The organism is Delftia sp. WSY_7 (assembly GCF_043104845.1).
Taxonomy (GTDB): Bacteria; Pseudomonadota; Gammaproteobacteria; order Burkholderiales; family Burkholderiaceae_C; genus Comamonas; species Comamonas tsuruhatensis.
Genome location: NZ_JBICLB010000021.1, coordinates 207,022 through 230,886, shown reverse-complemented (window position 1 = coordinate 230,886; position 23,865 = coordinate 207,022). Strand labels below are relative to the sequence as shown.

The window sequence follows — 23,865 nt, the reverse complement described above, 5'->3', positions numbered from 1 at the left end:
GGAACTGGCGACGGTCGCGGTGCTCACGCCCTTCGTCATGACCCGGGAACGCTTTTGGCAAAAGAGGTGCTTCCCTTGAAGCACGTCGCAGGTACCCAGCCGCTTCTCGATGCGCCATGGCAGCAATTGCTTACCCGCATGTCTCAAGACCTGCGCAACAGCCCGCATCCTGGACTCGGCTGGGCAATGCCAGAAAATCCTGATCACGCAAGCGCGACCCACAGAAGACCATTGGCTTTCCCACAATCTGCTGCAAAAACCTTGGTGTCGAACTTTTGTAGCCAGATGTAATGATTTCGCCAGAGATTTCCACTAAGATGTCCATTCCAACGGTGAAATGGCGATAACAGATTCTCAAACGACTTTGATACTCCCTCAACGCACCACACCATCTTGATAATGGGTTATTAATCTCCCGCCTTGGATACAAAAGGCTGCCGCAGGCTGAATGCACGCGATTTTCAATCGTCCAATGTTCAGGCTTTTTCCGGCTGATCCTTTACCGCACAATTTTCACACGAATGGCATGACGTCAGTTTACTCAGGCGGTAAACAGGCGGTTTAGCGAGTTATTCAATCTTTCAAACGGCACTGTGCAAAGCAGTCTCGCCGAGGCTTCGGCGTGGAATGGCCCTATGGCATCGGCACATAAAAAATGGGAGACATACCATGGATAGATCGGAAATAGTTTTGGCAAATAGCGAATGCCATCTCGATGCTGCGCATCCAATAGCAGATGAAGTCATCGCGTCTGCGCTCACCGCGCGCGAAATCGATGTACTCGAAGCGATGGCCAAGGGCCTCGGCTGCAGGGACATTGCGCACACGCTGGGCATCAGCGAACACACGGTACGCAAGCACCGCAGCAATATGTGCACGCGGCTGGGCCTGCGCAATGCCGTAGAACTCGTCACGCACGCCAGGCGGCACGGCTGGTTGAGCGCTGCCCGCTCACCGCTCCCTCTGTCTCCCCGCGAGCAGGAGGTGATGGTGCACGTGCTGGCGGGCCAGACCAGCAAGGAGATCGCACGTTCGCTTTACCTCAGCGACTTGACCGTGCGCAAGCATCGCGAAAACATTCTGCGCAAACTGGGCCTGACAAGCACCGCCCAGTTGCAGACATTCGCGCCAACGGCAACTCGCAATGGCGGCAGCATCTGATATCCAGGTCAGCGTGCATCGCCTGTCCATGCTCACCGAATACGACATTGGAAGTATTCCACCCTCCTGGTGCAATTGGGCATGATGAGCACAACGAATCTCGGACATTGACTTTCGCGACTTTGGATCAACCGGAGGGTGAGCAATCTCCTTATGGCGGCTTCAGCAGGCACCATTGCATTTGAGGTTTGCGCGGTTGACATGGAATATCGGCGCGAGCCTTGAACAACTGCAGAGGCTCATATCTCTTCGCCTTTTAGTCTCTTCGCCTTTTTGTTTCTTCGTCTCTACGGTCCGCATCCGTCGAGGCATCTTCCCGGCACCCACGTGTCGGATCCTTGCACGCAACTCAAAGGAGTATCCCGCCATGAATCATTCTTCGCGGTCACCCCCTGCGATTTCTCCCAAGCACCCCATGCCTTAGTCCCAATACCGGGTAATCATTCTCATTGGCAAAGAAAAGCGTTCATGACTTCAAACCTCATGCCGCTCCCTATCCATTCAATTTCAGGAATTGCACGCCATGTCAGATCAAGCCATGTTCAGCCAGTTGTACAACGCCCTTGTCGATAATCTCGGCACCCCGAATTTCCAGTTGCTTGGCACCCCCAAGGACTTCAGCTGGGGCACGGCTCCAACCGGGCAATGGGACGCGGCGGCCTATCAGGTCGTCAGCGGCATGCCGCAGTGGTCCGCGATCGGCCAGTACGGCAGCCTCGATGCGACGCTCTTCGACGCCGTCCGCCAGATCTTTGGTCACGTGACATTCAAGGTCAGCCCCGAGCAGCAGGCCAATCAGGCGGAGCTGGCCAACCTGTGCGTCCAGAAAAGCAATGCGATGGCCAAGGCCAACAGCGACATGAACCAGTTCTACCTGAGTTCAAAGCAGAACGGCGGCTTGATATTCGCAGCCCGCTACCCTGACATCAACACCTGGCTCAACAACGCGCCGGAGGCTGCTGCCTACGTTGCCGCCATCCAGGCGGCCACCAACGCCTACAACCAGGCGATCAAGATGAAGATGGAGCTGGAGCGGGCCAGCATGCCCAGCGATCTGCAGCGCGCCATCGACATGATGCAGATTCCGTCGGGCGACCCTGCCTCAAACAACGCACCGGCAGGCTGGACCAAGGTGCCGGATGGCGCGGGCATCCTGCGCTGGCAGCCGGACTTCCACATCGACACGAACGGCGCGGACTGGCGCGCATCGCTCAGCAACGGCAGCGCAGGCGCGTTCTCGATCGCGATGAAATCTTCGCAATCGAGCAGCGACTTCAAGTCCTCGTTTGCCAAGGGCTCGACCAGCGTTGGCAACTTCTTCTGGAGCGTCAACGCATCGGGCGGCTGGAGCAAGTCCGACCTGTTCAACCAGGACTCGAGCTCGGCAGTGAAGATCAGCTGCGAGTCCTCCACGCGCGTGAAGGTGAATCCGGGCGACTGGTACCCGGGCGGCTTCATGAGCGAACTGGCCAAGGCCCAGCAGGGGCCGGGCGGCCAGGGCTACACCATCGTCGCCCCGTGGGTGGCCAACGGCGGCCCGGGATCGAGCTCCCTGTTCGGCCCGAACGGCATCGTCGCGGCACGGGTGTCCGAGCTGCTGGTCGTCTACAAGCCTTCGTTCGAGATCACGATGAGCGCCAACACCTATCAGCAGAACAAGCAGGCCTTCGAGGCCAGCGCGGGTGTGCGCATCGGACCCTTCACCTTCGGTGGCACGGGCGGTCACCAGTCCGAGTACACCAAGAGCACCGCACAGGCCAATACCTTCAAGGGAAGCAGCACCTCGGTGAACCCGCAAATCATCGGCGTGATCGTCGACTTCCCGGGCATCCACTGACCTGAAGACCAGCGGGTGGGCGGGACGCCGCGGCCGGTCCTGCCCACCCCGCCCACCCCGCCCACCCCCGTCAACCGGAGACAGCGTTCATGAACGTGATCCATCAGTTCCTCGGCGGCCTGGCTGATCTGGTGCCTCCGCCCCCAAGGGCCCCAAGCGTATCGAGCGGGCCGAAAACCGGCATGGTGTTCAAGCGCTCGGCATCCATTTCGGCGCCGCTGGTGCGGGGGCAGATGCTGATGCCGGTGACCGCGTGGAACTGGCCGGATCCAGTGACCGGCACCATGGCCGACGCGCAGTTTCTCTTTGCAGATACGGTGCCCCAGTCCGCTGCCAATGGCGCGCTGTACCAAGCGTCGGGGCGCAGCTTTTCGCAGGGATACAAGACCTTTCTGCAGGTACTCGAAGCCTGCAAATTTCCCTATCAGTCGATGCTTGCAGGCGCCATGCAGAAGATGGCAACGCCTGCGGGCGAACCTGCATACTCGCCCACTCCGGTGGGATGGACCAAGGTGTACGAGACCGGCTACCTCCAGTGGAAACCGATCTGGACACTGCCCAAGAGTTCGTCGGAGTGGAGTGCAGCAGTGGCTGTCGGCACGATCGCAAACCCCGGCACCTTGCGCTTGAATCTCAACGACACATCCGGCGCAGGGCCGCAGGCTCCGGCGTCTTTGCAGGCCCTGGACGCTTCCGGCCGCGTCCTTGCGCTACCCGCAGCTTCGCTGGAGACGGTCACGATCACCTCTGAATGCTGGGACCAAGTGCCGATCTACCCCGGCAGCTGGTACGACGCCTCGATGGTGGCGCTGGGTCGCGGCCTGGTGCCGGATGCAGGCGTATTCTTCGGGCCTGGCGGCCTGATGGCGTGCCGTGTGTCAACTTTCTACGTCGCGTTGAAACCCCGCTTCGACTTCACTGCCGCAGCGCCGATCCCCGCCTCGCTGCGCCAGACGCTGGATGAGGCTGACACCGTGCAGGCCATGGGTGTGACGGTTCAGCGCGCACGCGGAGACGGACAGCCAAACCAGGCCTTGCGCCTCGTGAACACCGATCCTGCCCCCGTCATCGTGGCCGTGAGCCTTGAAACCTTGGCGTGATCCGTCACGTCCACGTCCGGTCACGTCCGACGATTGGCGTTGGGCATCCTCAAGGTCGCAAGGCGCAGGCTGCTTGCCATGACGCAGCAAAGTGCGTGGTGGCCGCATGCGTGGCGGCCACCGGCCCTATCGCAAACCTTCCGCCTGCAGCGCCTGGCGCACGGCAGGCCGCTCCCGCATCCGCGCATACCAGCCTGCAAGATGCTCCAGGCCATCAAAGCGGATGCTCGTCTTGTAGACCGACTCCAGCCACGGCGCCTGCCCCCACTGCGTGAGCGCGAACAGATAGGCATCGGCCACGGTGAAGCCATCGCCCATCAGGTAGCGCTTGCCGGCCAGTTGCGCGTCCACCCAGGCATACCGCTGCTCCAGCTTGGGCTTGGCCGTCTCCACGCCGTACTTTCCCGCCGCCACCGCATACAGCAGCGGGATGAAGCCCTTGTGGATCTCCGAATTCAGAAAGGCCAGCCACTCCAGCAGGCGATAGCGCTCCAGGCTGCCATGGGCCGGCGCCAGAAGCGACGCAGGCCCCAGGTCCGCCAGGTACTGCAGGACGGCAGGCCCTTCCCGCAGCAGGCTGCCGTCGTTCAATTCCAGCAGGGGGACATAGCCGAACGGGCTGAGCGCACGGAAGTCCCTGCCGTCTTCCGTCTGGTGGGTCTTGTGGTCCACCCGGACCAGTTGGAAATCAAGCCCCAGCTCGTTCAGGACAATGTGCGGCGCCAGCGAACAGGCGCCCGGCAGGTAATACAGCTTCATGGAATTTCTCTGGTGATGGAACAAGGGGCCTGTGCGTTCAGGCACAGCCCCTGGCCAATGTCATGCACCAGGGATAAATCTGGAAGAAGGCAATAAAACTGCCCATAGGTTAAAAAAATATACCTGCCGCCTGCCTATGATGAATGTGCTATGAAATCCAACATCTCCGGCTGCTCCGTGGAAGAAGCCATGCGCCTGCTGGGCGGCCGTTGGAGGCTGCTCATCGCCTCCTACCTCATCGACGGCCCCCGGCGCTTCAACGACCTGCGCCGCGACATGCCCGGCATCTCCCAACGCTCCCTCACCCTGGACCTTCGCGCGCTGGAGGAAGCGGGCCTGGTCAAGCGCACGGTCTACCCCACGGCGCCGATCAAGGTGGAGTACGAGCTGACGCCCGATGGGGAGCGGCTCAAGCCCGTGGTGGAAGTGATGAAGGAGTTTGGGTTGTGGGTGAAAGGCAAGGCGCCGGCCTGACGAGAGCTGCGCCGGCTGGTTGTCTCCATCCGCCCCCTGCTGACAGGCAGGCCCCATCGCCGCATGCACGGTGATTTCCAGAACAACGACCATGACGAACAAGCCTTCCGAGCAGGCATCCCGCGCCGAGTACGCGCGACGGATCAATCGCGTGCTCAACTACATCGATGCCCACCTGGATCAGCCTCTGGATGGCGCACATCTGGCCGACATCGCCAATTTCTCGCGCTTCCACTTTCACAGAATTTTCGCGGCGTGGATGGGAGAAACGCTGGGCAGCTATGCGCAGCGCCGACGGCTCGAGAAAGCGGCGTTCCGGCTGTCCTGCGGCAGCAAGGAAACCGTGCTTGAAACCGCGCTGGCCACCGGCTTCCAATCGGGCGAAGCATTTGCGCGCGCCTTCAAACTCAAGTTTGGCTGCACGCCATCGGCCTGGCGCTCCACCACGCTTGAGCGGCTGAAAACCCAGGCGGCCGCCATCGGGCAGCCGCCAGGCAGCCAGCAGAGCAATCCTGATCAGGTCGTCGGCAATCTCCATCAGGAAGACCCGCGCGCGTTCGGCGAACCTCAGGGCTCTTGTCACCTGAAGGAAGAAATCGCCATGGACGTACGCATCATTGATCTACCCAAAGCACATGTCGCCTATCAGCGCTTGATCGGCCCCTATGGGCCAGCCATAGGCCAATTCTGGCGAGGCACCATTGCGCCGTGGATGCACTCCAATGGCCTCAGCGATCAAACGTGCTACGGCATAGGCTATGACGACCCCTCTCTCACACCCGCCAACAAATGCCGCTATGACGCCTGCGTGGAAGTCCCCGCGCATTTCGTCGCCAGCGGCCAGGTGGACACCCAATCCCTGCCGGGCGGCCGCTACGCCGTGGCAAGGTTCAAAGGAAAACCCGAGGGCTTGGCCAACGCCTGGATGTGGCTGACGCGCGAATGGATGCCGTCCAGCGGAATGCAATGCGACGACCGGCCTTGCTTTGAGATGTTTTCTGCGGCCACCGCAATGGATGCCGACACCGGCGAGTTCTGCTGCGACATCTGCATTCCGGTGCGGGCGCTGTAAAGCGACTCAAGCCGGTTGAGGTTTGACGAATGTGTTGGGTTGGCCGGTTGAACCCGCTACCCGCTGCAGTCGTTCGGCCTTAGCCGTCAGGTGTCGGCTTTGCTGCGGTTGCGGCCGATGGAAGGTCGTGCACGGGAGGCCGCGATTGGGCAAGAGCGGACGCCAGCTTTCGCCCTCCGGAAGACGACTACAGGCTGATCTGAGCCGTTTGTGTCGCCTGATTGGGTTGCAGCTCTCGCCGGCCTCCGATGTTATACCTCGTATAGCCAGCGGTTACGATAGGCGTCATGAAGCCCGCGTCCCTCCTCGAAGAACTGCTCCGGTATCACAAAGTCAAGTCGTCCGAGACTGCGGAGTTTGCTGCGCTGTCTCATGACGACATTTGCCGGACGGTGCTGGACAAGATTGACGTGCTGCTGAGCGCGTTCGACAAATATCAGCACATCTCGTATATGACGCAGGGTCCACGTGACAACGGCGTGGATGTGCTTCTGAAAGGGACGGAGAAAGAGGATGAGCCGGAGAAGTTTTTCGTTCTCCAAATCAAGTCACACGCCGAGCTTGAGGACCGTGACAACCTGCTTGCTCAGAAACTGAAGGCCGGGTTTGTCGATACAACCACTTCCTACCAGAGCGGCCTCGAGCGTTACTACATCCTGTTGTGTGGGGACGCCACAAAACACGCCAAACGCATCGCGGGTATCACGAACGAGTTCACCAAGCTGAAGCAAGTTCGAGTGATAGGGCCAAGGGAAATTCTCGCATTTCTGCGCATGCCGGAGACCACCATCGCTGCTGTGGTCGACCGCCATCTGAGCGAAGAAGACTACGTGCGCAAGCAAGCGCGAGCCAACGCTGCCAGCTACCAGCCGAAGCAGCTGTACTTCGTTCTTGGGTGCATCTGCTGGGCTCTTGAAAATTCGTCTGACGTATTGCCAGAGGATTTTTTCGAGAACGACGCTCGCATGCTGGCGCTCGAGGAGCGATTTGGCGATGGCTCAATCGCGACCTGTCTCGACCGTTCTTCAGACTCGGACCTCGAGACCTACGCAGAGCCCTACTCGCGACGCGTCAGGCTCGAAGATTTCTCTGCCATCCGCGCACTCTACTACGACCTCCAGGTTCGGTACGAAGAATCGAGCGACGAACTATTCGACCATATGTACGAGTTTCTGAGAGAGGGCTCTGATGATGCCAAGGAAGACGCGGACGACTGACGGATGAGGAGGCCTCAAGTTCTGAAGGCGCGGGGACTCGGAGTTCCTTGGCGTTGACACCGTGGGCTTCGCGCTGTGGCCGGCGCCGCCCTTCCCACTGTCAGCTCGTCCTTCTGCGCCACCTACGGGTCGAACGAGGCCGAGAACTATGAGAGCCGGCATCGACTGCGGCATCCGCTGCGGAGCCGGCTACTATGAGAGTGTCCGACCGGCAGCAGCCCAAAAGCCGCCTCCGTATCGAAAGGGTCGCATGCTCTCCCATCAGCGGTCATCGACGACCGACGTCTCCAGCCAAAGCTCAAGCTTCTAAGAATGCTATCGGTTCGACGATTGAACCGAGACCTGATAAAACAGCCATTTCCCCCTGCGAGACGGATACTTCATTTGCGCCCGTGGATGTAAGCTGCGGCGAAAGCCACCCACTCATCGGAATTCAATTCAAGACCCATCATTAGCCGCTTGCCGATTGTTGAATGGGTAGTGATTCCCTCCTCGGCAATCCTTTTATCCAAAGCCCCCGCATTTTGCGCGACACTGGCGAGCGCAGTGAAATAAGTATTCTGGTCCAGCGCGCCGTGCACCGTCTCGACTACGCCGAAGTAGATTTTCCAAAGCCGGCTGGCCGCCTGTATTGGTAGCTTCTCAGCCACCACAACATCCACAACGATGAGCGCCGCCAGTTGAAGCACGGGTAGTGACATATCGGGCCGCGCAATTACGTGATCGATCCAGACCACGACAAAGGCACCAATGGCGACTTCTGGCACGTTGGGATCCTGAACCAACAGTCGGACAACGGCTCCAACGTGATTGAGTACTCCTGTGAAGTCCCTGGGCGGCCCCCACATCCCTCGGGCCAGCGACATGAATGATTCAATGCCGCGAAGCAACTTGGAGGCCTCCAAAACGCGAGGCGCAACATACACCGCTTCCGGAATGAGCGCAAGCTGATGCTTTAACTGGATCTGCATACCTACTCGCCAGTCGCAGAGTCGAGCTAGCTTGATTGCTACCTCTTCCATAGTCAGCAGGCCCGCTTCCTCCAATCCACAAAGCAAGTCCAACGTGCACATTCCGTCAGTGGCAAACTCGTCCTCCAAGATCCAAATTCTCAGCATTGCATCGTCGGAGTAGAGGATGTAGTCGCCAGTACGCGCAAGGCTCTTCAGTTCGCGCGATGAGCCGGGCACGTGCAGTTCATCCTCTGAGGAAGCCTCACGGGGTTGAAGAATCTGTGCAAGGTGCGGGCGGAGCCGATCTTGCAAATCGATGCATCGCTTGCGAAAGATGCTTCCAGAGAACGGATGCGACATGTTCATCAGCTCGCCTAAGATCGCTTGTGAGACCGCGATCTTGGGGAAGAATTCGAAGATCTTGTCGAGTAGTTCGAGGTCCTCTAGCACGAAGAGAGTGAGTAGATCAAACAGAGGCGTTCTTGAACGGAAGACCTCAGCACGCCGCTGCTCCCACTGCCCGTGGATCATGCTCAGGTGGAACATCCTTTCATCTGCTGTTGACCGCTTGGCCAGTTCCCAAAGATGCGCGACATCCTGCACATTTGCAAGCGCGAAGCGCGGACGCCACGCGAAAGGCAAGGATAATTCTCCGCTTTGGAGTTGAGCTTCGAGCAGTGCACGTTTTTGCTCGCGCTCTTCCGAAATTCCAATTGCCGACTTCATTGCGCGCAGCATCTCCTCGGCCCCGGCCTCGGTCGGGAGCTGCACTTGGCGAAGAATTCTCGATTGGGGGAACCGTTCGAAAAAGGCGTTCGCGCGCGTCTGGAACTCACCCCTCCGAGCATCGCTCAGCACCGCCGAATCGAAGCTTGTGGCAGCGATGACCATGGTCAGAAACACGCCCTCCTCACGCTCGTCCTCGCTGGAGGTTAGCGAGCCCATGCGAAACGCAAGGTCGACGAGCTGAGGGCTAGTGGGGTTCGCATTTTGCTCTAGGATATATAGCATACGCACACACTCGATGCGTTGTCCCGTCGAGTGAGCCTGCTCCAATATCAACTCAACTGCTGCTTTTGCCTTCTCAGTAAATCCCCAGCGAACCATAATATTCACATAGGTGTTTAATGCGAATTCATCTTCAATACCACCTTCGAGCATTCTCTCCAGAATGGCCCTCGCCTCGTTGGACCGGCCCACCTGGTCGAGCGCTAACGCTTGGAACGCTCTAATCCGCCCTGTGACCTCAAACTCTCGGCAGGCTTCCTCGCACAAGGCGAGTAAATCGCTCCACCGCCCCACGGTGGCCAAGGCAGCTCCAATCTTCACAGCGATTCTTGGGGACAGGCGGCTCGTCGAGCGCACGCGCGTTGCCACTGACAGAAATTGATTAGCCTGGGATTCAGAACCTAGGTCCAGCTCTTGGAATAGAAGCAACGTAGTCGGTTTAGGATGTCCAAGCCGCTCGTCAATGCGGGCAAGATCAGTCAGAGCCTCGCCGCGTTGCAACTGGTTCCTGCGACGGGCGAGCAAGTAGTCTAGGTTCGCGGCATATGCTTGGTACTCTGCGTTACCAAGGCGCAATATGTCGTGCCAAGCTTTGACAAGGGGATCCCTGGCCATAGCGTCGGCCGACAGGGTAGCCAGCACCAACGTTGGAGCAAACAGCTGATGTGAGCGACCGACTGTGTCGATGTTTGCCACCATTAGCTCCACGCAGTCACGGTGCTTGCCGAACTGGTGCAGAAAAGAAACGCGGCGAAGGACTTTCATTTCGCTGTCGGGCAGCCGGCCGTTTGCCTCCAAGGCAGCCTGGAAGTCCCCGCACTGAGCCGCGAGCGTCTCTGCTGCAAATTGCAGCTCAGCTTGTTGTGACCTCTGACGCGCTGCGGCCAACACCCGGGCGAGAATCTGCTCCTGTTTTCCAAGCATGCTTGCCGTCGCTATCCAGATGTCGATCACGAGTTCGGCGTTTGACACCCATCTGATCTCCTCCAAGGCAGAGACGGCCTCTTCGATGTCGGTCCACGCTTCTCGCAGTGCCTCCGCATCAACCCCGATAGGGCCCGAAGACGGAAGGACCTCATCCTCCGAGTCCCAAGCGCTCGCCCCCCCCCTACGCGCACTCCTCAGTGCGAGGTTGAACCGCGCTCTCGCTCGCAAGATCAGAAACAACAGTCTGGTCGAATCCCGCTTCTCTTCTAAAGCAATACCGTCGATGCAAGCTTGTAGCGCCAGCTCGGGATTCGAGAAAATGGTCTCGACCACCGCCCGCGCCGCTAGGCTATGAGCCCCTCCGAACGTGTCAAGTAGCGCCATGGCTTCTTCGCGCTTGCGGCTGGCGGCGAGGAGGCGGACCTTGATGCCGAGCACTGCTGGATCCGCGTCCAGAGGCAGCGCGTCGAGTATGTCTGAATAGTCTTGGTCTTGGTCGGCTCTGAACCGCCTGCGTAACTCGGTCTCGGCCCAGGCCGCCCAGTGCTTGGCCTGCGGCTGCGCCTCAGCGGCACTCTTGAACGCGCGCGAAGCACCAACTTCGTCGCCTCGAACACCGCAGAGCCGGCCGGTCAGGTACCAGTACTCGGCTTTCTCTATCGCCGACGAAGGCTCCAAATGCTCTGAAGCCCGATGGAGCAGGTCCGCGCATTTTTCAACATGACCCACAGCGACTGCGGATTTCGCTTCTGTGAGCAACCAAGTCAAGCTACCTCGCGGAGGGTTGATCCAAACCTCGGTGGCAGGCTCAGCGAGGGCTTGGGCAAAGACGATGCTCCGGGTGCCAATGTTTCTCGTGATCGACTCCACCATGATGACTCGATCCTCCGAAAGCAGCGATGGATCCATCCCTGCGACACTAGTTTCCAGCGCATGCCCGACTCGCGATAAACGATGTCTCATTCGGACCTCGTCAACCAGATCCGTCGTGCGATCCAAGACATTTTCCGTGGGCACGCGAATCGCAGCCTCCTTCTGGTCCAAAGGAATGGAAGCGATCTCGATACGATTAAGTTCCTCGCGAATCCAGACGTAGTGGAGTTTGCATTCGCGAGGATCCTCGGGATCGACGCTCAGATCGCACAGAACCAGAAGCACTGGCTCGTCTGTATTGTCGAAATAGCGGAGCGTTGTGGTGGAAAGATTGATGGAGAGGAAACTCCCGTCCACGCTGCGCTGTGGCGAGCGTGTGCCTTTTAGCTGAATGCGAAATGGATGGACGACCTGATGCTTCACGCTGATTTGAACTTGAAAATCGAATCCGAAGTCACTGTCACCGGAAAGCTCCGTGAGCTGCCAAGCTTTAGGCCGATTTGCACGCAGACAGTCGTGTGCGTCTTGTCCAATATCTTGCGATTCGCCGGTCTGCGGCAGTCCTTCGTCATATGGCATATGGGCTTCTGTCTTTGAGGAAAGCGTTTTTTTCAGTGCTTTGCTTGTTGTATATCTGCTGAATCTCATTTAGCCGTCGTTCATGCACACAGCCTCTCGCCGAACTGTTGCTAGATGATTCTTACAGAGAGCATTCCAGGCGATGTTAATCGACAGCAACCGCTGCAGAGCAGGCGTTAGTCAGGCCGGCTCGAACGACTCCAACGGGTCGATTGCAGGCCGACACGAACGACCGCTGATGGGTACCTCCGGTTTGTGGCGCTGTCCCATCAAGTCTGCCGTCCGGCGACAGACCGCTCACAGCCTGAAGCCGTCGTTCAACCGCCTGCGATGGCCTACTGCTGACGCACAGGCCTTGAACAACTAAACGTTGCCCTCGCAATTCACTGCAAAGCCCCTCATTCAACACGTCCCTGCACCCTCCATCCAGCACGCCTACGTAACAGCTTTGGGCAGCTCTCGCATGCCCACACCTGCTACGATCCCTCCCGGTGCTCAACACACCTCATAGGCGGAAGTCACTCCCGTAAGTCCAGTGGCTTTTTTTCGTCCATACGTTTCGTCTTGCCCCGAGCTCCGGGGCAAGGCTTGCTTATGGCCGGGTGGCGCGCAGCTATACAAGACCCTTCGGGGGAAATCTGCGGGCGGCCCTATGACCGTGTTGAAGCACCCGGCCGCCTCTCTCAACAGGAGGCGAAGTTGGTAGTCCAACGAATCATAGGAGGCCAGTCATGGCTACGCAGACCCCGTCCGTCCGTGGTATTCCTGTAGACGACATCACCCCCCAAACCTTCCACTTCGACGTCATCCCGATCCGCGCGTTCTCCAAGAACGGCGTGACCTGGTTCCTGGCCAAGGATGTGTGCACCGCCCTGGGAATCTCCCGCCACAAGCTGGCCACCGGCAAGCTCGCTGAGGACCAGCGCTGCACCGTCCGCCTTGCCAGCGAACCCGGCCGCAAGCCCAGGCGCGAAGCCGTGGCGGCCGTCAACGCGGACGGCTTGCATGCACTGATCCAGGCCAGCCCCTCACCTGAAGCCAAGCGCTTCCGGCGCTGGGTGCAGCGCGAGGTGCTGGGCGCCAAGGATGCCCCGGCCAAAGACAGCAAACCCAAGTACAAGACCAAGCCCAGGCGCGATGCCAAGCACCCGCCCCAGAGTCTGATCCCGGGGCCTGCGCCCAAGGTCTTGCGCCGCATCCGCACCTGCGATGACCTGTCTTTCACGCGGCGCAATGCGAAGGGGGAGCGCATTCAGTGGTTTGTGCCGCCACGCGTGAACAGCGGGCATGAGCACTACGGGATTGGAGAGATCTGGTTCAGCGAGGTGGTGGAGCTGGCCCGCCACAACCCCAGGCATGCCTATGACGCCATGCGGTTTGCGGGGCCCGAGATGGCGCGCTACTGGAACCATGGGCACCCTGACGGGTTCTTTGACCGCATGGCGCGTTGGGCGCTGGGGTCCATTCTGGCCAATGCGCAGGAGCCCGTGCTGCCGTTCGAGCTGCCCTGCCTGGGCTTTGCGCCGCTGGAGGGCATGGAGGCCATGCTGGCAACGGCTGCGCCGCCCCAGCCGTTGCCGGATCATGTGCAGGATGCCATCGACAGGCAGGCCTGGCAGGAGGCGGCCGAGTGCCAGCGGCACTACTACGAGCGCCGCCGCCGTGACCTGATGGCGCGGCACGACTGAGGCGGGCGCGGCGCCTAGAAACTGTCCCAGTCGTCATCGGCCGTGGAGGCCATGGCGATGGGCTTGGCGGCAGCCGGTTTTGCCGAGACAGCCGACGCGGCCGGGGTGGCAGGCTTGGCAACGGCAGGCGGGGCGGCTTGGGGCACAGATGCCTTGGCCGCGCCGGGCGCCAGCGACGGTGCACGGGGCGCCGCCTGTGCCTGGGCATTGCTGCCGCCCTGCAACCGGAAGACCGAGACCACGCGCACCAGTTGATCGGACTGGTGGCGCAGGCCTGCGGCGGCGCCGGCCATTTCCTCGACCAGGGCGGCGTTCTTCTGCGTGGTCTGGTCGATGTGGGTGATGGCCTCGGCCACCTGGGCGACGCCGCTGTTTTGCTCGGCGCTGGCGTGGCTGATGTCCGAGATGAGCTGGGTGACCTTGCGGATTTCCTCCATGGCCTGTTCCATGGTTTCCCCGGCAAACGCGGCCTCCTGGTTGCCGGTGTGGATTTCGGCGACGCTGTGGCTGATGAGCTGCTTGATTTCCTTGGCGGCCTCGGCGCTGCGGCCTGCCAGGGCGCGCACTTCCTCGGCCACCACGGCAAAGCCGCGGCCATGCTCGCCCGCCCGGGCAGCTTCCACGGCAGCGTTGAGGGCGAGGATATTGGTCTGGAAGGCAATGCCGTCGATGACGCCGATGATGTCGGCAATCTTCTTGCTGCTGGCGTCTATGCCCTGCATGGTCTGCACGACCTTGCGCACGGCCTGCCCGCCTTCGGTGACGACGCGCTGGGCCTCGCGCGTGATGCGGTCGGCCGATTGCGCGTGGTCCGCGTTGTGGGCCACGGTGGAGCCCAGCTCTTCCATGGCGGCGGCCGTCTGCTCCAGCGCACTGGCTTCGCTTTCGGTGCGGGCGGCCAGGTCCTGGTTGCCCTGGGCGATTTCCGCGCTGGCCAGGGCCACGCTGTGGGCCTGTTCGTTCACGCTGCCGACCACGCGGGTCAGGCCCGTGCTGGTGGTGTTCATGGCTTCCAGCAGGTGGCCGATTTCGTCATGGCGGTCGCTGTGCACGCGCAAGGTGAGGTCGCCATCGGCAATGGCGTAGGCCATGTGGCTGGCCTGCTTGAGCGGGCGCACGATCATGCGGCGGATGAGCCAGAACCACGCGGCCGACAGCAGCAGCACGGCGCCCAGGCCCATGAGGGCGAACTGCAGGATCAGGCTGCGGGTCTCGGAGACGAATTCGTCCACGTAGGCGCTGGTGGCGATGACCCAGTTCCAGGGCGCGTAGTGGCTGAAGACGACCAGCTTGTCGCGGGGCTGCTCCTCGCCCGGGTTGGTCCAGGGATAGGCGATGCTGCCCTGCTTGCGGTCCAGCATGTCGCGGATGAAGAAGCGGCCGTCGCCGTCCCTGGACTCGCTGATGTTCTTGCCCTCCATGGCGGGATGCACCACCAGCTGGCCGCGCTGGGGCCCGTCTTCGGCGTTGAGCACGAAGTAGTAGCCGGTCTGGCCGACCTTGAGCGCGCGGATGGAGTCCTTGAAGTGCTCCAGCAGTTGCGAGAAGTCCTGGCCCACGAAGGCAATGCCCACGGTGGCGCCCGCCGCGTCCTTGAGCGGGCGGTAGTGCGTCATGTACTGGCGGCCGAACAGGTGGGCCAGGCCCATGTAGCTTTGGCCGGCCTGGATGGCGGCGTAGGCGGGATGGGCGCGGTCCAGGCGGCTGCCCAGCACGGCCCCGCCCTTGTCATCCTTGTCGTTCTTCAGGGTGGTGGCAATGCGCACGAAGTCGCCCTGCCCCTGGGCCGCGAACACGGTGGCCACGGCGCCGGTGCTGCGCGTGAAAGCCTGCAGCTGCGCATCGTTGCCGTTGAACGGCTGGCCGTCCAGGCTCAGCACCGGCTCGCTGCCGCCGGTGTCCAGGCTGAGCGTGCCCTGCAGGCTGTGCGCCAGGCTGTCGGCCAGGAACTGGGTGCGCTGGCGCAGCTCCTTGTCGTTGGACTCGATGAAGTTGTACAGCGTCCGTATGCCCTGCTGCATGTCGCTGTTCATCCTGGACTGCAGGGACTTGCTGACATCCCAGGCAATGCCCAGGACCAGCAGGCCCAGGATGGAGGCGACCCAGACGAAATTGGTGATGGACAGTTTGGTGCCCAGCCCTTGGCGGCGCCAGAAACGTTGGCCGATGTGCATTGATGCATCTCCTGTGCGGCGTAGGGCGCCGCTGTTGTGTGCGCACGCGGTATCGGCATGGAATGCCTGCGTGCCAGGCCAGGCTGACCCAAGTCAAGCCGTGGCGATTCATGGGCCGAAGCGTATCGGCGCCGCCGCCTGGGGGATTTGAGATGGGTCAAGGAAGTAACCAAGTGTTGCAACAGCAGCGGAAACTGCCGGATTGCCGCCGGCGGCGGCATTCATTGCAACGGATATGACAGCCGACGATAAGAATCGTCTTAACCTGGATTGCGCAGGTTCTGGCAAGACTGGACAGCGGTATATCGATCCGTTTTATTTCCAGAAATGCAGCCGAAAACAACCCAGAAACTGTGCGACCCATGCTACGAATTGCTGAGCAATACATCCCTGTCCAAGCCGCACCCCGGACTGAGGTTCCGCTTTTACTCGCTGGAGCAGGATGCCAATTTCGTGAACTATGGCTGCGTGCATTGCCAGGCGCCCCTGGCGATGAAGACAAGCCGGCGCGGGGCACTTCTGGGGTTTCGCCTGATGCCGTCCGAACCGTACTATCGCCTGGGCGAGGGGGACGCCGAGGACGGCAGCCAGGCGCAAGGCCAGGGGCTAAAAGGGTGACCGGCTTGTGCAGCCCGCAGGCCGGTCAGTCGAAGAGATGGTGCTCGGCGCAGAAGGCCGCCAGGTCCTGGTTGCTGTCCACGTTCAGCTTGCGCATGGCGGAGTTCTTCTGGAGGCTGACGGTCTTGACGCTGCGCCGCAGCCGTGCGGCGATTTCGGTGATGGACTCCCCATTGGCGAAATGCCTGAGGACTTCGAACTCGCGCGGCGAGAGGCTGTTGGCGCGCTCGGCCAGGAAAACGGACCGCTCCTGCCTGGGCGTGTCGGCCTGGAATGAGGGCGAATAGTAGCGGGCATTGAGGCGGACACACTGCAGCGCCGCCATGATCTGGGTGAGCGGCTCTTCCTTGAGCAGAACACCGGCGACGCCGGCGTCATACAGGGCCGAGATGATCATGGGATTGGAGACGGTCGTCAGCACCAGCACCTTGATGTCCGGGAAGTGGCGTATCAGATAGTCCACGTAGCGCAGGCCATCGCCATAGACATCGTCGCCCGGCATGGAGTAGTCGGTCAGAACCACGTCCAGCGGGTTCGATCTGGCGTATTGCATCAAGGACGATGGCGTGCTGAACGTGGCCACGACCTGGAGATTGGGGTCCTGCTCCAGGAAGTCCTTGACGCCAAGCAGGACCACGGCGTGGTCGTCCACGACAGCAATGCGCAGTTTCAGTTTCATGGGATCGCAAGCAAAGGGTTAGGGCTGGGGCAATTGCGCCATCATGGCGCGAAGGTCGGCCAAGAGGTCGTCCAGCAGGACTGACAGCGCTGCCTGCAGGCCGGGCTCCCGGGTACCGTTCGGGAGCTGGTCCTCCAGCGACTGGGTGCGCGCGGCAAGCTCCTGCATCCTGGCCAGCAGCAAGGCGCCGCGCATGCGATGCAGCGCCTGCGCGGCCAGGTCGGGCCGGCGCTCATCCAGGCCACGGGCCAGCATTGCGATGTCGTCGTTCATGCACTGCACGAAGACCTGCCTGTGCGTCTGCAGCACGTTGGGCTCCGACAGGGCCGCAGGCTGCGGGGTGTCCCCCACCGGGGTATCGGCCTGGGCAGGCGCCGGACGGAGCCGCTTTTTCGGCGCGAATTTCTCCAGGGTGCGGACCAGCGTGCGCAACGGGATGGGCTTGACCAGCCAGGCATTCATGCCGGCATTCAGGCAGCGGTTTTCCTCGTCCAGCATGGCATTGGCGGTCACGCCGACGATGGGGCAGGCAACGCCCTCCGCACGCAGCCGCTCCGCCAGTTCGTAGCCGTTGAGGTAGGGCATGTTCACGTCCGTCAGCACCAGATCGTGCGGGCTGATGTCCCACAGCGCCAGCGCCTCCTCCCCATCGTCGGCGACCGTGACTTCGCAGCCCAGGCTCTCGAGCTGGCCGCGCAGCGTCACCTGGTTGACGGGATTGTCCTCGGCGACCAGCACGCGCAGGTCGAACAGGGGCAGATCGGAGCCGGAGCCGGCCGAGCGCTGTGCGCCGCCGAGCACTTGCGCAATGCCCAAGCCGATGCTCAGGACGTTGTGCCCATCGATGCCCCGGTTGTCCGGCGAGGAAAGGTTCAGGTGCGGCCCGGTCCATCCGGGCGCGGGGCTGTCCGCCGGCAACAGGACGTCCAGCAGCAGTTCATCCTTGTCTGCGGCCACCGGGGCGGCGCCCGCCGCGCGGGCCTGGCCGCCCCAGCGCTGCAGCCAGGCACAGATGTTGTCCGTCAGCTCGGGGTGGGGAGTGCGCACCGCGATCCGGGCACCCTTGAGCTCGGGCGCCTCCTCCTCCTCCTGCGCGACGGTCTCCAGCCCCAGCTCGAACCAGAACCGGCTGCCCAGGCCGGGCTCGCTCCAGACCTCGATGGAGCTGGACATCATCCGGGCCAGGCTCCAGCAGATGGACAGGCCCAGGCCCGCCCCACGCGCCGTGCGGCTGCTGTTCTTGACGAGATAAAAGGGCGTGAAAAGCTCGCCATGCAGGGATTTTTCTATGCCCACGCCCGTGTCGCAGACCTCGAACACCAGCCGGACCTGGGAGGCCGTGCCCGGCACGCTGCGCAGGCGGACGATCACATGGCCGGCCTCCGTGAACTTGATGGCATTGCTGATGAGATTGCCCAGGATCTGGCGGATGCGCACCGCATCGCCCAGCACCGACTCGGGCACCTGCGCGTCCACGCAGGAAAACAGCAGCAGGCCGTTTTGCTGCGCCATGGCGGCATAGGAGCTGGTGCAGTTTTGCACCAGCTCCCGGGGATTGAACGGGGCCTTTTCCAGTTGCAGCTGGCCCGCCTCGATCTTGCTGGTGTCCAGGATGTCGCTGATGATCTGCAGCAAGATGGACGAGGAGGCTTCGATACGGTCCACATACTTGCGCTGCAGCTGCGTGAGCTCGGTCAGGCCCAGCAGCTCCAGCGTGCCCAGCGCGCCATACAGCGGCGTGCGGATCTCGTGGCTCATGGTCGCCAGAAAGGTGGACTTTGCCTCGTTGGCCTCGTCCGCCGCGATTCTTGCCCGCTCCAGATTGCTCTCGATTTCTGCGCGCGCACTGACGTCGGCAAACACGCACAGCGTCACATCCTGGCCCAGGTAGCGGGTGGGCGCGTAGGCCACGTAAAGCGTTCGGCCCTGCGCGGTGACCAGCTGCTCCATGGTTCCTGCGGCCCTGGCGTGGACAATTTCATCCAGCGCTGCCCTGTTTTCCGGCGAACCGGGGCGCAGGTAGCCATCGGCCGAGTGCAGCCACTCCTGCACCAGCGAGTTGCTGAAGATGATTTTCCCGCTGCCGTAGGCCACAAGGCAGACAGCCACGGGGGCGGTTTCGATCAGCGTCCTGTTGAATTGATTGCTCTCGACGATGACCCGCTGCGCTTCCTGGGCAGGCGCAATCACCTTGCGGTTGAACCAGCGGGTATAGGCAATACCGGCCAGCAGGCTCAGCAGCAGGGCCAGCACCAGGCCGGCAGAAGGGGCGAACAGCCGGCCCTGGAAAAAGGTGGCGTAGTCCACCTGGTAGTAGCCGGTCCACCGGCCGGAGGCATCCTCGGTCTTGAGGATCAGGCCATTGCGCGTGTACCGCATCCCCGCCTCGTCCACCTGCGGCACCGGGCCGGTGCCCATGAGCACGCCGAAATCCCGGTGCTCCAGCCAGAAAAGATGCCTGGGCAGCGTATGGATGGATCTTTCTATGGCGCTGATGCGCTGGCGGCTGAAAAGGATGGCGGCGTAGATCGGGCTTGTGGCGGCTTCGTCGCCGGCATCGATATGGCTTGAAAAGCCGGCTGCGACCATGCCGATCATCTTTTCCGGGAACTGGGGCGACCGGAACCAGACGATCTCCTGCGCCGGCGCCGTGGAGCCGGCGCCCGGCCGGGCATCGGCGGCCCTGGCCCGCAGATGCGCCTTGACGGCGGCAATCGTGCTGTCGAACATTTCCTGCGTGACGCTCTCGTTGCCGATGGGCACGTCGATGGCTGGCACGCCGATGCTGATCGCCCCATCCTCCTTGGTGAAGAAGGCAGCGGCTGCCGGGAAGTAGGAGCCCGCCCAGAAGGACGAATAGCCTGCGGCCAGGGAGCTGCCCAGCGAGAAAAGCCGGTCCGGGAGCGTGTCGCAGGCCGCGCGCGCAGAGCATTGCAGTGAAAAGGGAATGCCGCCGATGGCCTCGCGGCCACGGAACATGCGGTAGTCCGCCTGCGCAGGAGCGGGCACGTCGACGATGGTGGCTACTCTCTGGTCCGGCAGCGCTTTCCAGGACTCGTTGCGGCCCTTGAGCCGCCGAAGAAAGATCTCCTGCTCGTCCAGCGAGCCGACGATGGCGGAGAAGTTCAAGGCCAGGCGGCCCTGCTCCTGCTCGAAGATCCTCTCCGAGCCCCACAGCAGCACGGCGATGAGGAAGATCGCAAGGGGAAGCACTCCAAACAGTACCCGGTTCTGCCAGCGTGTGGTGCGTGTGATCTTGCTGAACGGGGAGTCGGGCATGGACGCCTTGCGTGCTTGGGTCAGGTGGGGTTGCCTTGGTGTCGGGGTTCGCATGCCAGCATAAGGGCAAATTCGCTGGCGGGCACCGCGGCGGACAGCAGATATCCCTGCACGCAATCGCAACCGATGCTGCGCAGCAACTCCAGGTCCTGGGTGGTCTCCACCCCTTCCGCCGTCACCGTCAGGCCCAGTTGCCGCCCCAGCTGCACCGACGATGTCAAGGCCGCAGTGCGCACCTCGTCACCCGCGGCTCCGGCCACGAAGGCCCGGTCGATCTTCAATTCGGTGAAGGGCGTGGAGATGAGGCTGTACATCGAGCTGTAACCCCGCCCGTAGTCATCCTGGGCCAGGCCGAAGCCTTTGAGCCGCAGGCGGCTCGCGCACATGTAGTAGTTGGCGGGTATGCCGACGGCCTGGTCCTCCAGCAGCTCGAACGTGATGTTCTCCGCAGCGATGCCGCACCGGGCCGCCATGTCGTGCAACTCATCCGGCAGGCCGATATCGTCCAGCAGCGGTATCGGCAGGTTGACGGATACGGGAATCACATATCCCGAACTGCGCCAGGCCAGGTGCGCTGCCATGGCGTCTTCCATCATCCGCACCAGCAAGGCATGGTCCAGGCCATGGAACCGGATGGCGGACATGAACGAGCCCGGCATCATGAATCCGAACTGCCGATCGTTCCAGCGTGCCAGCGCTTCCACACCGACGGTGTGGCCCGTGAGCAGGGATTTCTTGGGCTGGAACCAGGCCTGTATGGTTTTCTCCTCCAGCGCCTGGATCAGGTGTGCCTTGGCGAAAATCGGCCGTTCCTTGATGCCTGGAGCGCTTTTCCTCTCGTAGGCACGCAAGGACCTGAGTTGGCTGGCCAGGACCTGGACATGGTCCGCACCGAACGGCTTTTGAAACATCCCGACGACGGAAAAGCCGGACTCCTTGGCCATGAGACTGACACTGTTCATCAACCGGCGCGAGCAGGAGCTGGATATGACGAGCATGGGATGCAGGCCGCGCTGGCTCAGTTCATTGATGAACTGCAGGCCGTCCATGTCGGGCATTTTCAGGTCGGTGATGACGAGGTGGAATCCGCCATCGCGCAGCATTTGCAGGGCATCGCGTGCGTTGCAGGCAATGTGCGTGTCCACGATTCCCGCCTCCATGAGCAGGCTGCGCGTGTGCTCGCAGCACAGGGCGTGGTCGTCAAGAATGAGTACTTTGAATGTCGACAGCATGGGATCAGGTCCTGCATTGCTTGATGTGGTTCAGGGTGGTGCGCAGCACCGCCAACGTGAATGGCTTGCACAGCAGGCTGTCGAAGCCGGCCGGCAGTCCGTCGCCCTGCCCTTGCGCCTGCGTCTGCGTTTGCGTCTGCGGCTGCGGCTGGGCATTGGCCGTCAGCCCGACGATCGGGCGGCCGTAGCCACGCTTTCTGAGCGCACGCGCCAGGGCCAGGCCGTCCAGCAGCGGCATGTGCAGGTCGGTGAGAACGGCGTCGAATTCGAGCAGGCCGGGCATGGACAGCGCGTCCTGTCCATTGCTGGCCTGCTGGACCTCGCAGCCCAGCACCTGCAGTTGCTCTCGCAGGATGATTCTGTTGATGGGGTTGTCCTCGACGATGAGCACACTCAGCCCCATCGGCTCGTGGACCTGGGGAACGGCGGCGTACAGGTCAGGGCGCGCGCCCGGCGCAATGCCCTGCTGGGCCATGCCCAGCGCCTGGCCCACGGCCAGCACGCCAGGCACGCTGGTTTCCCACACACGGGCCTGCAGGGTTTCGCGGGGGACCTCGCCAGGCGCCAGCGCCACAACGCATTTGCCCGTCCATTGCGGACGGCGCACCGACCGTGGCCAGGCTTGCACCAGCACCGCCTGTTCATTGGGGCCCTGCACCTGCTCCCGGTACGGCTGGGCCATGGCGCCCCAATGCCGCAGCCAGGCGCACAGGTTGTGCACGACTTCCGGAATGGCGCCATCCACGTAGACGGTGTGCGGCAACAGGCTGGGCACTGCCTCATAGCCTGCCGCGCTCTCGCGCGGCAGGCGCAGCTCGAATGACACGCAGGTCCCCAGTCCCGGCTGGCTGGCGGCCGTCAGCCGCCCGCCCATCTCCTGGCTGAGGCGCAGGCAGATGGACAGACCCAGGCCCGCGCCCTGGACCTGCTGCTGCGTGGCCGCATGGGCACGGAAGTACGGGTCGAACAGGAAGGGCTGCTGCTCCGGCTCGATGCCGATGCCCGTGTCCTGAACCTGGAACCGCAGGTCGGTGCCTTCCTCGCTCTCTCCCATGACCTGCAGGCGGATGGCCACATGGCCGGAGAACGTGAACTTGATGGCATTGCCCACCAGGTTGTCCAGGATCTGCCGCAGCCGCAAGGCATCGCCCACCAGCAGGGGCGGCGTTTTCACATCGGAGACGGCATACAGCTGCAGCCCCTTTTGCTCGGCACGCGACAGCAGGCCCGCGGCCACGCTGTCGAGCAGTTCGGTGGCCGAGAACGCATGGGCCTCCAGTTGCAGCCGGCCCGCCTCGATGGCCGACAGGTCCAGGCTGTCGTTGACGATGCGCAGCAAGGAGGCCGACGCCTGCTGCATGGCCCCCAGGTAGCGGGTCTGTTCGGAAGGAGCCCTGGACAGCGCCAGCAGCTCCAGCGTTCCCAGGATGCCAAAGAGCGGCGTCCGTATTTCGTGGCTCATGGTGGCCAGAAACTGCGTCTTGGCCTGGCTTGCCGATTCGGCGCGCAGCTTGGCATCGACCAGCGCTGCCTGGGCCTGCCTGAGCGCCGTCACATCGCTGACCAGGCAAAAAACCACCGGCTCGCCTGCGTGGCTGGTGTGCGTGGTGCGGACCTCCACCAGCCGACCGTCTCCCAGCATCAGCTCGCGCCGGTCCTGCTGCGCGCCCTCGGCAACGGCATGCTCCAACCACGAAGAATCACTGCACACCCACTGCCGCGCCAGTCCGTTGGACAGCAGCAGGCTGCGATCGCTGCACCGCACCAGCGCCAGGCCCACAGGGGCCGTGTCCAGCAGCTTTCGGCAGAGCGCATCACCGGCGGCGCAGGCGCCTGCCCGGCTCCAGGCCGAAGTCGGCACGCCGCGGCGCAGCCGGCGCACGCACCATGCAAGTGCAGCCATGAAGGCAAGTCCCAGCGACACGGACCCCAGCAGCAGCCAGACATGGGCCCTGACCAGCTGCCGCGCGGGCTCCCAGCGGCCTGCAAGCCATCCGGCGTGGTTCGCGGATTTGCGCAGCAACAGGGATTCGGGAAGCGCCCGGCCTGCCTGCATCAGTGAATGGAGCGGCCCGGGCTGGCCCTGCGCTGCGCTGGCGCGCCACGGCCAGGCATAACCGGCTTGCGTGTGGATGGCTGCGTGCGTGGCCCCCACCGCAGCGTCCAGCAGCAGGAAACATCGGTCCATGAAAAACAACTGAATGTCTCGCACGGGCACATGACCGAGGCTGCGCG

The 23,865-nt window shown here is 62.3% G+C and carries 16 protein-coding genes; 9 read left to right on the top strand and 7 right to left on the bottom strand.

The window, feature by feature from the left end:
* The first annotated feature begins 75 nt into the window (after window positions 1-75).
* From ACF8ME_RS10040 to ACF8ME_RS10025, 4 genes are all read left to right on the top strand, one after another.
* The gene (locus tag ACF8ME_RS10040; protein ID WP_392416249.1) at window positions 76-291 is read left to right on the top strand and encodes a hypothetical protein; all 216 of its coding nucleotides are present in this window, start codon (window positions 76-78) and stop codon (window positions 289-291) included.
* A gap of 378 nt (window positions 292-669) precedes the next feature.
* Complete coding sequence (locus ACF8ME_RS10035; RefSeq protein WP_202759875.1) at window positions 670-1,161, top strand: response regulator transcription factor; 492 nt, start codon at window positions 670-672, stop codon at window positions 1,159-1,161.
* Between the two features lie 538 nt (window positions 1,162-1,699).
* A complete protein-coding gene (locus tag ACF8ME_RS10030; RefSeq protein ID WP_392416247.1) occupies window positions 1,700-2,998 on the top strand; it encodes a hypothetical protein in 1,299 nt (432 codons plus the stop codon).
* A gap of 89 nt (window positions 2,999-3,087) precedes the next feature.
* Window positions 3,088-4,098: a hypothetical protein gene (locus ACF8ME_RS10025; protein WP_199137592.1), complete on the top strand. Its 1,011-nt coding sequence runs from the start codon at window positions 3,088-3,090 to the stop codon at window positions 4,096-4,098.
* Window positions 4,099-4,224: 126 nt separating this feature from the next.
* Here ACF8ME_RS10025 and gstA read toward each other — a convergent pair whose 3' ends face one another.
* A complete protein-coding gene (gene gstA / locus ACF8ME_RS10020) occupies window positions 4,225-4,857 on the bottom strand; it encodes a glutathione transferase GstA (RefSeq protein WP_017407562.1) in 633 nt (210 codons plus the stop codon).
* A gap of 150 nt (window positions 4,858-5,007) precedes the next feature.
* Here gstA and ACF8ME_RS10015 point away from each other — a divergent pair, with 150 nt between their 5' ends.
* From ACF8ME_RS10015 to ACF8ME_RS10005, 3 genes are all read left to right on the top strand, one after another.
* Entirely contained in the window at window positions 5,008-5,331 is a 324-nt protein-coding gene (locus ACF8ME_RS10015; protein ID WP_012204939.1) for a helix-turn-helix domain-containing protein, read from the top strand.
* A gap of 91 nt (window positions 5,332-5,422) precedes the next feature.
* On the top strand, window positions 5,423-6,403 hold the full coding sequence (locus ACF8ME_RS10010) for a GyrI-like domain-containing protein (RefSeq protein WP_392416245.1): 981 nt from the start codon (window positions 5,423-5,425) through the stop codon (window positions 6,401-6,403).
* Window positions 6,404-6,690: 287 nt separating this feature from the next.
* A complete protein-coding gene (locus tag ACF8ME_RS10005; RefSeq protein ID WP_392416244.1) occupies window positions 6,691-7,620 on the top strand; it encodes a hypothetical protein in 930 nt (309 codons plus the stop codon).
* A 380-nt stretch (window positions 7,621-8,000) separates the two neighbouring features.
* Here ACF8ME_RS10005 and ACF8ME_RS10000 read toward each other — a convergent pair whose 3' ends face one another.
* Window positions 8,001-11,960, bottom strand: coding sequence for a DUF4365 domain-containing protein (locus ACF8ME_RS10000; protein ID WP_392416243.1), 3,960 nt, complete (start codon window positions 11,958-11,960; stop codon window positions 8,001-8,003).
* Window positions 11,961-12,691: 731 nt separating this feature from the next.
* Between ACF8ME_RS10000 and ACF8ME_RS09995 the strand changes: the two genes are divergently transcribed.
* On the top strand, window positions 12,692-13,648 hold the full coding sequence (locus ACF8ME_RS09995; RefSeq protein ID WP_392416241.1) for a Bro-N domain-containing protein: 957 nt from the start codon (window positions 12,692-12,694) through the stop codon (window positions 13,646-13,648).
* A gap of 14 nt (window positions 13,649-13,662) precedes the next feature.
* On the opposite strand, the gene ACF8ME_RS09990 is transcribed toward ACF8ME_RS09995, so the two are convergent.
* A complete protein-coding gene (locus tag ACF8ME_RS09990; RefSeq protein ID WP_392416239.1) occupies window positions 13,663-15,822 on the bottom strand; it encodes a methyl-accepting chemotaxis protein in 2,160 nt (719 codons plus the stop codon).
* 372 nt (window positions 15,823-16,194) lie between these two features.
* Between ACF8ME_RS09990 and ACF8ME_RS09985 the strand changes: the two genes are divergently transcribed.
* Window positions 16,195-16,440 (top strand): hypothetical protein, encoded by a 246-nt coding sequence (locus ACF8ME_RS09985; protein WP_392416238.1) that lies wholly within the window; start codon window positions 16,195-16,197, stop codon window positions 16,438-16,440.
* Window positions 16,441-16,465: 25 nt separating this feature from the next.
* Here the strand turns inward: ACF8ME_RS09985 and ACF8ME_RS09980 are convergent, their stop codons facing one another.
* From ACF8ME_RS09980 to ACF8ME_RS09965, 4 genes are read right to left on the bottom strand one after another with little or no spacing between them, the layout of a single operon-like run.
* Entirely contained in the window at window positions 16,466-17,119 is a 654-nt protein-coding gene (locus ACF8ME_RS09980; protein ID WP_034392317.1) for a response regulator transcription factor, read from the bottom strand.
* 18 nt (window positions 17,120-17,137) lie between these two features.
* Window positions 17,138-20,398 (bottom strand): response regulator, encoded by a 3,261-nt coding sequence (locus tag ACF8ME_RS09975; RefSeq protein ID WP_392416236.1) that lies wholly within the window; start codon window positions 20,396-20,398, stop codon window positions 17,138-17,140.
* Between the two features lie 20 nt (window positions 20,399-20,418).
* Window positions 20,419-21,630: an EAL domain-containing protein gene (locus ACF8ME_RS09970; RefSeq protein WP_392416235.1), complete on the bottom strand. Its 1,212-nt coding sequence runs from the start codon at window positions 21,628-21,630 to the stop codon at window positions 20,419-20,421.
* Between the two features lie 4 nt (window positions 21,631-21,634).
* Window positions 21,635-23,818: an ATP-binding protein gene (locus ACF8ME_RS09965; protein WP_392416233.1), complete on the bottom strand. Its 2,184-nt coding sequence runs from the start codon at window positions 23,816-23,818 to the stop codon at window positions 21,635-21,637.
* Window positions 23,819-23,865: the final 47 nt, after the last annotated feature.